The 12,276-nt window shown below is 62.6% G+C and carries 11 protein-coding genes; 4 read left to right on the top strand and 7 right to left on the bottom strand.

Features of this window, described 5'->3' with window-relative positions; all coding sequences use genetic code 11:
• Window positions 1–30: 30 nt before the first annotated feature.
• The 4 genes from ACRQEG_RS05200 to dnaK all read right to left on the bottom strand — a co-directional run bounded on the left by ACRQEG_RS05200 (window position 31) and on the right by dnaK (window position 4,571).
• Window positions 31–729, bottom strand: a complete 699-nt coding sequence (locus ACRQEG_RS05200) for a heat shock protein transcriptional repressor HspR (RefSeq protein ID WP_087069986.1) — start codon at window positions 727–729, stop codon at window positions 31–33.
• 143 nt (window positions 730–872) lie between these two features.
• Complete coding sequence (locus ACRQEG_RS05195; RefSeq protein WP_087069987.1) at window positions 873–1,889, bottom strand: DnaJ C-terminal domain-containing protein; 1,017 nt, start codon at window positions 1,887–1,889, stop codon at window positions 873–875.
• A gap of 55 nt (window positions 1,890–1,944) precedes the next feature.
• A complete protein-coding gene (locus tag ACRQEG_RS05190) occupies window positions 1,945–2,694 on the bottom strand; it encodes a nucleotide exchange factor GrpE (protein WP_087069988.1) in 750 nt (249 codons plus the stop codon).
• Window positions 2,694–4,571 carry a molecular chaperone DnaK gene (dnaK, locus tag ACRQEG_RS05185; RefSeq protein WP_026428617.1) on the bottom strand — a complete coding sequence of 626 codons (1,878 nt, stop codon included), beginning with the start codon at window positions 4,569–4,571 and terminating at the stop codon, window positions 2,694–2,696. Before dnaK ends, ACRQEG_RS05190 begins: the two co-directional genes overlap by 1 nt.
• A gap of 279 nt (window positions 4,572–4,850) precedes the next feature.
• Here dnaK and ACRQEG_RS05180 point away from each other — a divergent pair, with 279 nt between their 5' ends.
• The 4 genes from ACRQEG_RS05180 to ACRQEG_RS05165 all read left to right on the top strand — a co-directional run bounded on the left by ACRQEG_RS05180 (window position 4,851) and on the right by ACRQEG_RS05165 (window position 8,864).
• Window positions 4,851–5,783, top strand: coding sequence for an ROK family glucokinase (locus ACRQEG_RS05180; RefSeq protein WP_284898907.1), 933 nt, complete (start codon window positions 4,851–4,853; stop codon window positions 5,781–5,783).
• A 183-nt stretch (window positions 5,784–5,966) separates the two neighbouring features.
• A complete protein-coding gene (locus ACRQEG_RS05175) occupies window positions 5,967–6,476 on the top strand; it encodes a general stress protein (RefSeq protein WP_087069990.1) in 510 nt (169 codons plus the stop codon).
• Window positions 6,477–6,556: 80 nt separating this feature from the next.
• Window positions 6,557–7,909, top strand: coding sequence for a DUF4921 family protein (locus ACRQEG_RS05170; protein WP_284898911.1), 1,353 nt, complete (start codon window positions 6,557–6,559; stop codon window positions 7,907–7,909).
• 73 nt (window positions 7,910–7,982) lie between these two features.
• A complete protein-coding gene (locus ACRQEG_RS05165; RefSeq protein WP_284898912.1) occupies window positions 7,983–8,864 on the top strand; it encodes a patatin-like phospholipase family protein in 882 nt (293 codons plus the stop codon).
• Window positions 8,865–8,886: 22 nt separating this feature from the next.
• Here ACRQEG_RS05165 and ACRQEG_RS05160 read toward each other — a convergent pair whose 3' ends face one another.
• From ACRQEG_RS05160 to ACRQEG_RS05150, 3 genes are read right to left on the bottom strand one after another with little or no spacing between them, the layout of a single operon-like run.
• Window positions 8,887–9,528 (bottom strand): ABC transporter ATP-binding protein, encoded by a 642-nt coding sequence (locus ACRQEG_RS05160; protein WP_284898914.1) that lies wholly within the window; start codon window positions 9,526–9,528, stop codon window positions 8,887–8,889.
• Window positions 9,512–11,197: an ABC transporter permease gene (locus ACRQEG_RS05155; protein ID WP_284898916.1), complete on the bottom strand. Its 1,686-nt coding sequence runs from the start codon at window positions 11,195–11,197 to the stop codon at window positions 9,512–9,514. Before ACRQEG_RS05155 ends, ACRQEG_RS05160 begins: the two co-directional genes overlap by 17 nt.
• The gene (locus ACRQEG_RS05150; protein ID WP_284898917.1) at window positions 11,194–12,240 is read right to left on the bottom strand and encodes a thiamine ABC transporter substrate-binding protein; all 1,047 of its coding nucleotides are present in this window, start codon (window positions 12,238–12,240) and stop codon (window positions 11,194–11,196) included. Before ACRQEG_RS05150 ends, ACRQEG_RS05155 begins: the two co-directional genes overlap by 4 nt.
• Window positions 12,241–12,276: the final 36 nt, after the last annotated feature.

Genomic DNA, 12,276 nt, shown 5'->3' with positions numbered 1-12,276 from the left:
ACGGTCGCGTTCCTGGATGCGGTCGCGTTCCTAGGCGCGGTCACGTGCGTGGCTGCGGTCGCGGCTGCGTTCGTGGCTGTGGTCGCGGCTGGGGACGCGCCCGTGTTCACGGTCGCGTTCGCGGTTGCGATCCCAATCCATCTGCACCGCGAGCGCGGAGAGGAGTAGATCCAGGGTGTGGGGTTGGTAGCGGGTCAGTTCGGAGCCGGGGTGGCGCGCGGCACCGGCTGCGGAACTTGCCGCCGAACTTCCGGCGGCCCCCGCGCGGGAAGGCCCGGCGCCTTCTTGTGCGCGTAGCTGTGCGAGGCGCTGCGCGGCCTGGTGGCGCAGGTACTCGCGTAGGTCTTTATGACCACGAGTAAGAACGACGTCGCCATCCGCTCCGGCAGCGAAAATCCGGCGAGCATGGGCGCGCCGTTCGTTGGCGCGTTCCCGCTCTGCCGCGAGTTCTTGTTCCGCGTGCTGGAGGGAGCGGGTGAGCTGGTCAATGCGCTCTTGCATCTGGAGGATGCGGGCAATGCCGGCCAGGTTGATGCCATCCTCCTGGGACATGCGTTGAATTTCTTGGAGGCGTTCCACATCCTCCAGGGAGTAGCGCCGCCCGCCTCCGCGGGTGCGCCGGGCGGACACCAGCCCCAGGCGGTCATATTGGCGCAGCGTCTGGGCGTGCATGCCCGCGAGTTCGGCCGCTACTGACACCGTGAGTAACGGTGCGCGTCGATTCGCCATACCTCCTCAACCTCCTTTGTTGGGGTTCCGGGCCCGGCCCCGCGTGGGGCCGGGCTAGCCGGGTTTTTCGTTCCTCGTGTCGCTTCGTTAGAGCTTCGCGCTAGCTTGGTTATCCGTTCGCATGAGCTTCGCTAGCACTTCGCCTAGACCTTGGCCATGCGGATGAAATCCGCGCGCGGATCGGCATCGCCTGTGGCTTTGGCGAAGAGTTCCACGGTTTTGCGGGCATCATCCGACAGCCGGGTGGGAACCACGACCTTGAGACGCACGTACATATCCCCGGCCGTACCCTTGGCCGTGAGACCCTTGCCGCGCACCCGCAGAATTTTATCCGTGGAGGAACCGGCCGGGATTTTCACCCGGACGGTGTGCCCTGCCAGCGTTGGTACTTCTACGGTAGCCCCGAGAGCGGCTTCCGGGAAGGACACCGGGACATTGACGTAAACATCCTTGCCCTGCACCTCGAAAACCGGGTGGGGCTCCACGTGGACGGTGACGATAATATCGCCAGCCGGCCCGCCGTTGAGGCCCGGATGCCCCTTCCCGGCGATCCGAATTTTCTGGCCGTCACTCACGCCGGCCGGGACTTTCGCGGTCACGGACTTGCCGGAGGCGGTTTGGATTTTCACGGTGGCCCCGTCCACAGCCTGGCGGAGCGGGAGCGAGACCGTGGCGGTCATATCCGCACCCTTCTGGGCCCGGCGCTGGGAGCCGAATCCGGCGAAACCTCCACCTCCCTGTCCGCCCCCGAAAAGTCCGCCTAGCACGTCCTCGAAGTTACCGCTGAAGCCGCCTGCGCGGGTGCCGCCCGTGGAGGATGAGGCGTGGTAGGTTCCGCCGCGGCCGCCGGAGAACATGGAGAAGATGTCCTCAAAACCACCGCTGCCTTGCCCACCGGCCCGGAAGCGGGGCCCGCCGGCCCCGAGCGCCCGGATCGCATCGTATTGTTTGCGATCCTCCGGGTTGGAGAGAACCTGGTAGGCCTCCCCCACCCTCTTGAACTTTTCTTCGGCGTCCTTCGAGCCGCCATTCCGATCGGGGTGGTAACGGCGGGATAGCTTCCGGTAGGCCTTTTTAATATCCTCCTGGGTGGCGTCTTTTTTCACGCCGAGTTCCTGGTAGAAATCCTTATCGAGCCAATCTTGGCTTGCCCCTGCCATATGCTCACCTCCCCTTTCTTATCCTGCTGTGTGTATTGCGTGAAGCCTGCCCCCACTATTCCGGTGAGACCACTCCCACCCGGGCCGGGCGGAGAACCTTATCCGCCACGGTGTATCCGGGTTGGATAAGCGTCTCAATAGTTTGAGCGGTGGCTTCCGCCGAGGATCGATTCATGAGTGCCTCGTGGTACTCCGGATCGAACTCATCACCAACCGCACCGAAACGCGCCACCTTGAAGGTGGAGAAGAGAATCTGCTCCACCTTCTCCGCGATCAAGCCAGTGGGGCCTTCCAGGTCCCCGTGCTGGCGAGCCAGCTCCACATCATCAAGAACCGGAAGCAAGGCCTCAATCACCTTGAGAGTGCCCGAATCGCGGTGCGCTCCGGCTTCCTGCTTGGAGCGGCGCACGTAATTCGTGTACTCCGTTTCGGTGTTGTACAGCGATGCCTGGGCGCGTTTGAGCTGATCCTCCAGGGTGCTGATGGTCGCCATTGCTTCGCTGAGCGGATCGGCCGCGACGGCCTCCGTATCGCCTGCGCCGGCCTCAGCACCGGAAGCTTCAGTATCGGATTCGTGAGTATCCGATGCCTGGGCAGCGCCAGCCGCGCCAGCTTCTCCAGCGTCAGCCGCGCCCACCTCGGGTTCCTGAGCCGTGCCCGTGCCAGATTCACCCGCATTTGCCGGCGAGGCCGCGGCGGTAGCTGCGTCGTCGTTCCCAGAAACAGCGCCCGCACCGGAACCGCCCGCGCCGTTACCGGCACCCGCGCTTTCCGGGCCGTTGCGCTTCAGATCGTCCTCACTCATTACTTATTCTCCTCATCGTCCACGACTTCGGCGTCGACGATATTGTCGTCAGAAGAACCGGACGCACCGGAACCACCCGCGGCACCGGACGCATTCGCGCCGCCATTCTGCTCAGCAGCCTGGGCCTGCGCGTAAATTTCCTGCCCGATCTTCTGCGATTTCTCGTTGAGTTCGGCCAGGGCGCTCTTGACATCCTCCACGTTGCCGGTGCCCTTGAGGGTTTCGCGCACCTTGGCGATGGCCTCCTCCACTTCGGTGACGGTGGCATCGGTGAGCTTGTCCTTATTGTCCTTGATCAGGCGCTCAATGGAGTACGCGGTCTGCTCCGCCTGGTTGCGGGTATCGGTTTCTTCCTTGGCCTTGGCATCTTCCGCGGCGTGCTCCTCAGCTTCCTTGACCATGCGGTTGATTTCCTCTTCGGATAGGGCCGAACCGCCGGTAATGGTCATGGACTGTTCCTTGCCGGTGGACTTATCACGCGCGGACACATGCACGATGCCGTTGGCATCGATATCGAAAGTCACCTCAATCTGCGGCACCCCGGACGGAGCCGGCGCGATCCCGGTCAGATCGAAGGTGCCCAGCGGCTTGTTATCGCGCGTGAACTCACGTTCACCCTGGAACACCTGGATGGATACCGAAGGCTGGTTATCTTCCGCGGTGGAGAAGGTTTCCGAATGCTTGGTGGGAATAGCGGTATTGCGCTGGATGAGCTTGGTCATCACGCCGCCCTTGGTTTCAATACCGAGGGAGAGCGGGGTGACGTCGATAAGCAAAACATCCTTGCGGTCCCCGGTAATCACACCGGATTGCAGCGCCGCACCCACGGCCACGACCTCATCAGGATTGACACCCTTATTGGGTTCGCGCCCGTTGGTGAGCTCCTTGACCACTTCGGTCACAGCCGGCATACGGGTGGATCCACCCACCAGCACCACGTGATCAATATCGGAAATCTGGATGCCCGCATCGCGAATCACGTTCATGAACGGGGTCTTGGTGCGATCCAGCAGATCCTTGGTCATATCCTCAAACTTGGCGCGGCTGAGGGTTTCGTCCACGTGGATCGGCCCGGATTCGCTCATGGAAATATAGGGCAGCGAAATCTGGGTGGAGGTCGCGGCAGACAGCTCAATCTTCGCCTTTTCCGCGGCTTCCTTGAGGCGCTGCAGCGCGATCTTATCCTTGGACAGATCCACACCGGAGGCGTTCTTCACCTGGTCAACCAGCCAGTTGACGATGCGCTGATCCCAATCATCCCCACCGAGCTTGTTATCCCCGGAGGTGGCCTTCACCTGGATGAAGGAGAAATCATCCTCATCCTTGCCCACTTCCAGGAGGGAAACATCAAAGGTGCCACCGCCCAGGTCGAAGACCAGAATCGTTTCATCTTCCTTACCCTTTTCCAGGCCGTAGGCCAGCGCCGCGGCCGTGGGTTCGTTGACGATACGCTGCACATTCAGACCGGCGATGGTGCCGGCATCCTTGGTGGCCTGGCGCTGTGCGTCATTGAAGTAGGCCGGCACGGTGATAACCGCATCGGTGACGGTATCGCCCAGGTAGGCTTCCGCATCCTTCTTCAGCTTCTGGAGAATAAACGCGGAAATCTGCTGCGCGTTGTAATCCTTACCGTCAATATCAACCTTCCAGTCATCGCCCATATGGCGCTTGACGGAAGAAATCGTGCGATCAACATTGGTGACAGCCTGGCGCTTGGCCACTTCACCCACGAGCACTTCTCCGCTCTTAGAGAAGCCCACGACGGACGGGGTGGTGCGCGCACCTTCCGCATTCGCGATCACCGTGGGTTCCCCGCCTTCGAGGACGGCCACCACGGAGTTGGTTGTTCCCAAGTCAATACCTACTGCACGTGCCATGATTGCTCCTTCTGCATTCGTGCCGCAGATCCGCACGCCGGCGGTACCGGCCGCGGACCCTTCGACAAAGTTTCCTTCCAAGTCTGAACGATCCGAGAACCTATGTCCAATCGGCTCGCCCTTTCTTGAGTCCACCTAACTCAACCTTAGGGGCGTGGTTTTTATTCCCGCCCACTTTTCGCGAGCTACGTCACGTCCTTGCGCACCCTCTTTTTTCGGTACGACGACGCCGCTGCGCCATCCCGGAATCCGGCTGGCCACGCCAGGTAGACTTGCACCATGACTCTGAGCATCGGTGTGGATGTTGGCGGCACGAAGGTGGCCGCCGGCGTCGTCAATGAACAAGGTGAAATTTTGCAGCGGGTCCGGCGCCCCACGCCGCGCCAGGATTCCGAGGCCTTTATCGCAACTATCGCCGCCTGCGTCAATGACCTCAAATCCTCGGGGGCTACCACCGTTGGAATCGGGCAGGCCGGCTATATCGCCGCGGATCGCGATACGTTGATCTACGGCACGAATGTGCCCCTACAGAACGGACGGCTCGGTTCACGTATCGCTGAGCTCACCGGCATGCCCGTCGTCGTTGAAAATGACGCCAACGCTGCCGCCTGGGCCGAATACCGTTTCGGCGCGGCCGCGGATGCGGAATCTGCCGTTGTAGTAACGCTCGGCACCGGGCTGGGTGGCGGCGTCATTATGAACGGGAATCTGCTGCGCGGAGCTTTCGGTTTCGGGGCTGAAATCGGGCATATCCACATGGTTCCGAACGGGCCGCTGTGCGGATGCGGCTCGCGCGGGTGCTGGGAAGTGATGGGCTCGGGTAGTGCGCTGGTACGTTTCGCCACCGAGCGGGCCGCGAATTATCCCAGCGGTGCCGCTCGCATCCTGGAACTGGGTGAGGGGCGCGTGACCGGCCCGGCCGTGACCGCGGCCGCCCAGGAAGGCGATGAGATGGCCCTCGATGTTTTCAACGAGCTCGCCCATTGGAACGCCATCGGCCTGGCGGATATGGCCACCATTTTCGATCCGGAAATCTTCGTGATCGCCGGCGGGGTGAGCGAAGCAGGTTCGCTCGTGCTCGATCCGCTGGTACGCGAATTCCCCGAAGTTCTCCCCGTGGCGAAATACCGGACGCTGCCGGAAATTCGCCTCGCGCGGCTCGGGAATGACGCCGGGATTATTGGCGCCGCGGACCTATCCACGATTGATTAACGTGGCTGGCTAGCCAGTGTGCGTGAGCTGCGCGCCCGTATGATTTGGCGCGCACTGACACCATCCAGGCTGCGCGCCGGAATACGCTTCCCGGTTTCCACCGCTAGCGAGCATTTCCGGCGCGCAGCTGATTTTTGTTTCGAGGGCGATTTTTCTGTCATAGGCCACCTTTAGGATGAGCCTATGAATGAAAACATAACTACTGGCGCGTCCGCCACCGCGCGCGCCGCTGAACAAAGTGCCGCGGATTACCGCACCATTACGGAAGTTTCTGATTATCGGCAGGCCGAACGCCTGGTAGATGCGCTCTCGGATGCCGGGTTCCCGGTGGAAAATGTGCGTATCGTCGGCGTGAATCTGGAAAGCGTGGAGCAGGTGACCGGGCGCCTGACTACCGGAAAGGCCGCGCTCTACGGCGCGGCAGGCGGGGCTTCCTGGGGTCTCTTCTTCTCCTTCTTCTTTATTCTTTTCGCGCCGGCCGTGGTGCTCTGGCAGGTGCTCCTCTTCGGGCTTGCTTGCGGGGCGGTGCTCGGTGCCATTATGGGCGCGATCTCGCACGGCTTCACCGGTGGGCGGCGTGACTTCGCTTCGGTGCGGGCCACCACCGCCAATTCTTATGAGGTGCAGGTACGCAGAGCCTTCGTCAATGAGGCTTATGCAACTTTGGCGCAGGCCGGGTATTCGGTGAGCTAAGAATTCAGCTTCACCGTGCTCGCAGCGGGGCTACCCACTACTATGGTGGGTGGCTCTGCTGCCGAACGTGAGGGAAACTTATGGTTGTACGCCACGAAATTCGCCCGCCTATTACCCGGCTTCCGGATGGGACCATCAAACAGATCAACCCGTTTTCCGGTACCGAAGTGTGGACCCAGCCGGGCCGCGCTAACCGGCCCCTCAAGGCGGAAGTTCCTATCGCGGAACCGCTGAGCGCGAATCACCCGGAAAACTTCTGTTCTTTCTGCGCGGATCGGGTGCTGGAAACACCGCCGGAAAAGGCGCGCATCGTTGGCAATCCCGCCACGGGTGAAGCTCGGATCACCTATGATGCCCCGGTGGATTCCCTGGCGGACCCGTGGGATTTCCGGCGGGTTCCCAATCTTTTTGAGATTGTTCCTTTCCAGTACTGGACCACCAACTACCAGTACGAACTCACCACCCGCCGCCAGGATGCTTTTGAGCGCTACACCTCGGATGCGGCCGGGCGGGCCCACGTGCTTTCCGTGGCGCATAACAAGGCCATTGCCTCGGGCATGGATGAGGATGCCTGGAATGCACTTCCGGAGCGGGAGCGCCTCTTGAGCGCGCTACCGTTCTACGGGGGCGGGCATGACCTCATTATCGGGCGCCACCACTATGTGCCCGGTTCCGATTCCACCGCGAATCGGGCTGGCTCGGGTACCCTCACCCCGGCTGAGCACTACTGGTACTTCCTGCTTACCGCGGATGCCATGCGCGATCTGTACGAGCAGAACCGCTACGTCAAATACGTGCAGGTCTTCCAGAATTGGTTGCGGCCGGCCGGTGCCTCCTTCGAACACCTCCATAAGCAGCTGGTCTCGATTGATGAGCGCACCGTCAATCACCGCTACGAAGTGGACCGGGTGCGCGATAACCCCAATATCTTCAACGAGTACGGGGTGGATTACGCCGGCTACCACAATCTCGTTATTGCGGAGAATAAGTACGCGGTGGCCTACGCCGGTTTCGGGCATCGCTACCCCACCCTCGAAGTATGGTCGCGTTCGGAAGCCTCCCAACCCTTCGAGCACACCCGCCATGAATTGCGCGCCGTTTCGGATCTGGTGCATGCCATGCACGCGGCCACCGGCCCAGATATTCCCACGAATGAAGAATGGTACGCACCTTCGCGGGATATGGAAGTAGCAACCCCGTGGCGGGTGCTCCTCAAATGGCGCACCTCCACCCTCGCCGGTTTTGAAGGCGGCACCAAGATCTACGTCAATACCATTGACCCGTGGTCCTTGCGGGATCGGGTTGTTCCCCGCCTGCTGGAGCTGCGTGCCGAAGGTGCGATTGCTTCCACTATCAATATCGCCACCGAATGCAGCTGCGAAGTCAATTCGCTGCGTTACGGAATGGGCGAATCAGGAGTGCGCGGCAGGTAGTTCGGGCCGCGGCCGGAGTCAGCTTCGCTCGCGGCCGCACCCGCCCCGGCCTGGCACGTAGAAAGGAAACCCCATGTCTCGGATTGCTGAAACCGCCCTCGTTTTTGAGGGCGGCGGTATGCGCGCGAGCGCCACCGCCCCGGTGGTTATCAAGCTCATCGAGGCAGGCCTGGAATTCCCGCATGTTTCGGGAATTTCGGCGGGTTCCAGCCACGTGGCGAATTACCTCAGCCGCGACCCGCTGCGGGCCCGGCATTCTTTCGTGGAATTTGGGGCAGATCCGAATATCGGAAACTGGCGGACCTTCCTCAGCGGCAAGGGCGCCTTCAACTCGGATTATATTTACCTTCACACGTCGCGCCCGGGCCAAGCCCTTCCCTTTGATTTCGAGACTTTCCAGTCCACGCCCGGTGATTTCGATATCAGTGCTTTTCGTTTGAGCGACGGCGCCGCCGCGCACTGGCACCGCAGCGATATTAGGGTTCTTGACGACCTGTTGGTGCGGGTGCAGGCGTCCTCAACGATGCCCGGCATTATGCCTTTCGTAACGCTCGACGGTGAGCTTTACGCCGACGGCGCGCTCGGGCCATCCGGGGGTATACCTATTGATGCTGCTGAGGCTGCTGGCTTCGAGCGCGCCGTCGTTATTATGACGAAACCGCGCGATTACGTGCGCCCGGCACCTTCCCGAAAGGCAAGTGCGCTGATCCGGGCGGCGTTCCGCAAATATCCTCACCTCATTACCGCACTGGAGGAACGTGCCGCGAAGTACAACGCCACCCGGGCTCATCTTTTCAATCTGGAAGCGCGGGGGCGAGCCTACCTCTACTTCCCGCGCCACCAGCTGACTTCGAATAGGGAAACCAATGTGGCAAAGCTGGAAGCCTCTTTCGCGGCCGGCACCGCGCAGATCAACGAGGACTTCCCCGCAATCCTGCGCTTCCTCGGGCTCTAGCTGCACTGTTCAGGAAGATTAGTTAACCTGCGGCAACCAGCCGCCCGCTATCCATGTGCACTACCCGGTCGGCAACGGTCGCCGCTTCGGCATCATTGTGGGTCACGTAGACCGCCGTCGTGCCGGCCTTTTGCAGCACCCGGCGCAGGAATACCGCCAGGTCCTCCCGCAGGCGGGTATCGAGGGCGGAAAGCGGTTCGTCCAGGAGCAGCACCCGCGGGCGCGCCGCCAGGGAACGGGCCAGAGCCACCCGCTGGGCTTGCCCACCCGAAAGAGTCGTGACCGCCCGCTTGGCATAACCGCTCAGTTCCACCAGCTCCAGCCAGCGCTCAACCTCCGCCTCTACCTCGGCGCGCGGACGGCCCTTCTCAATTCCGTAGGCAATATTTCCACCCACGCTGCGATTCGGGAAAAGCTGCCCGTCCTGAAAAACCATGCCCACCCCGCGCCGATGGGTGGGAACCGCCGTCATATCAGCGCCGTCGATCAGCACCTGCCCGCGTACTGCCTCCAGCCCGGCGATCCCGCGCAGCAGCGAGGATTTCCCCGAACCGGAGGCCCCCAGCAGCGCCACGGTCGTGCCCGACTCCACGCTAAGATTCACGCCGCGCACCGCCTCGAAACCGTCCGGGTAACGCACCGACACGTCACAAAGTTCTAACACGAAGCTTTCCTTTCTGCTGCGTTAATAACGACGACGCAGCCCCGGCAGGCGCCGCCATTTCACTCAGCGCCATCAGCCCCCCGGTGACCGTACCGAGCACTACCGCCCCGGCCATCGCGGTCCCGTAATTTTCCGCCCCGGGCCTCCCCAAGAGCTGGCCGATCAGCACCGGAAGCGTGGTGGAATCACTGGTGGCCAGGAAGGATGTGGCACCGTATTCCCCTAAGGAAATGGCCAGGCCGAAACCGGCGGCCACCGCGAGCGCCCGGGCGGCCAGCGGCAGATCAATACTTCTCCAGACCCGCCCCGGCCCGGCCCCCAGGGTGGCGGCAGCCTCGCGCAGGCGCGGGTCGATGGCCCGCACCACCGGGAGAATCACCCGGGCCACGAGGGGAAGGGCCACCACCGCTTGGGCTACCGGCACGAGTAATTGCGCGGAAGGTACAAGCATCCGGATGGTGAGGAATAATCCGAAACCGACCGTCACCGCGGAAACACCCAGCGGCAGCAGGGCGATCCCTTCCGCGGCCGTGCTCACCGGCCGCGGCGGGGCCCACGGGGAGGCCAACGCGAAAGCCAACAGCGCCCCGAGGAGTAGGGCAAGTGCGGCAGCGCTCAGTCCCGTCGTCAAAGAATTCCGGAGTGCATCGGAAGCCGACACCCCCGCAAATCCAGAAGAACCGATGAGGTTTCGGTAGTTCTCCAGCGTCCAGGTGCCCGAACGCTGGAAGGATCGCGCCACCAGGGTGAGGAGCGGAGCCCCGATCAGGAAAATAACGGTAGCCGAGCTGATGAGCAGCGCCGGAATATCACTCGGGCCCACTTTCCTGCGGGCGGCCGGGCGCAGGCGCAGCGCCGCTGAGGTGCGCCGGGTGGCCCGGGCCGCCACCGCGGTGGCAATCCCAACGATCACCACTTGCAGCAGCGAAAGCACCGCCGCGGCCCGTAAATCAAGGAAGGTGGTGGTCTGCACCCAGATTTCAGTTTCGAGGGTACCGTAGCCGGGTGCGCCTAAGGTTTGGACGATTCCGAACGACGTCGAACAAAATAAAAAGACAATAGCCGCGCCGGAGGTAATAGCCGGGGCCAGTTCCAGAAGGGTGACGGTACGGAAAGCCCGCCACGGGGAGGCACCGAGGGTGCGAGCGGCCTCCGCGTGCGGGGGCAGCGCCGCCCACAGGGGCCCTACCGTCCGGGAAATCACCGCGGTATTGAAGAAAACCATGGCCGCGACCACCGCCCACGGGCTGGAATCCCAGCCTAGGAAACCGTAGGGGCCGTCGGCGCGCAGCAGCGCCCGGAACGCGGTACCCACCACGATGGTGGGGAGCACGAAAGGCACCACCACGAAGGCCCGCACCACCCGCACCCCGGGCAGTCGCAGGCGGTAGAGCACATAGGCGAGGGGAAGCCCCAGCACGACCGAGCAGGCGGTGCTGGCCGCCGCCATCCACAGGGTTTGCCCGGCGACTTTCCAGGTGCGCGGGCGGGTGAGCTCGGCGGCGAAACCCGCGGTATCCACCCCGGCCGGGGTGACGAGCCCGCGCGCGAGCATCGCCACCACCGGCCACAGGAAAAATACCGCGAGGAAAAATAGCGGGACCGCGAGCGCGAGGGCAACCACCAGGGAAGCTCCGCGCGGGCGCGGGATACGGAATGCGTTACTCACATTCCCGCGGTGTCACGCCAGGCGCGGATCCATTCGGCGCGCTGGGCCCCCACTTCTTTGGCGTCCAGCACGATGGGGTCCTTGACACGCGGGGCGTGCTGCTGCCAGCTCGCGGGCAGCTCCACATCGGCCACCGGGTACACGTACATCGACTCCGGGATAGCTTTCTGCACATCCTCGGAAAGCAGGAAGTCGATAAAAGCCTGCGCGCCTTCCGGGTTCTCTGCCCCGCGCAGCACCCCGGAGTATTCCACCTGGCGTACGCAGGTCGATTCAATCACGCCGGTGCGCCCGTTTTCAGCAGCAGGGGAGGAAGAATAGGAAACCACCAGCGGGTAGTTTCCCTTGCCTTCCGAACCGGAAAAATCAGTGTAGTAAGCATCCGTCCACGAGCCAGAAATGCGGGTTCCGGCCCCCAGTAGCTGACCCCACAGCTGGGAGAGCCCCTCCGTTCCCCCGGCAACGTGCGCGGTAGCAGCCAGGAAAGCCAGGCCGGGAGAGGAAAGAGCTGGGTTTTCCACCGCGAGCAGCCCGGCGTATTCGGGGCGGGAAAGATCCGCGAAACTCAGGGGCGGAATCATATTTTTCTGGGTGAACCACTCGCGATCGTAATTCACGCAGACTTCGCCCTGATCGATGGGATTGAGTTTCCCTTCGAGGGCGGTCACCCCCGCGGGAAGCTTCGGGGAAGAATAATCGGCGATGGTGTTACCGTCCAGCGCCTGGTAGGCGGTGTAGGTATCCACCCCGAACACCATATCCGCGCCGGGTTTGCCATCCGCCAGCACCAATTGGTTTACAACCTGGCCGGTATCCCCGGGTGCCGATTTCACGATGGTGTACCCGGATTCTTTCTCGAAGCGGGCAATGAGTTCATCGGGTAGGTTGAATGATTCGTGGCTGACCACGCGAACTGTGGTGGGATGATCGCTCGCTGCCGGAGAGGCGGCGTCGTCGTTCTTTGAGCAGCCGGCCAGGGCCAGTGCCGCAACCATCGCGGCGGCCGTAAGTGCGCGGGCGCCGTGCCTATTTTTCTGGACCATGCATCCTCCTCAGGATATAAGGAGGGTCTCCGCGGT

The organism is Actinotignum stranguriae, from assembly GCF_051265215.1.
Taxonomy (GTDB): Bacteria; Actinomycetota; Actinomycetes; order Actinomycetales; family Actinomycetaceae; genus Actinotignum; species Actinotignum schaalii_C.
The sequence above is the reverse complement of the archived record's forward strand: the minus strand, read 5'-3'. Positions and strand labels throughout refer to the sequence as shown.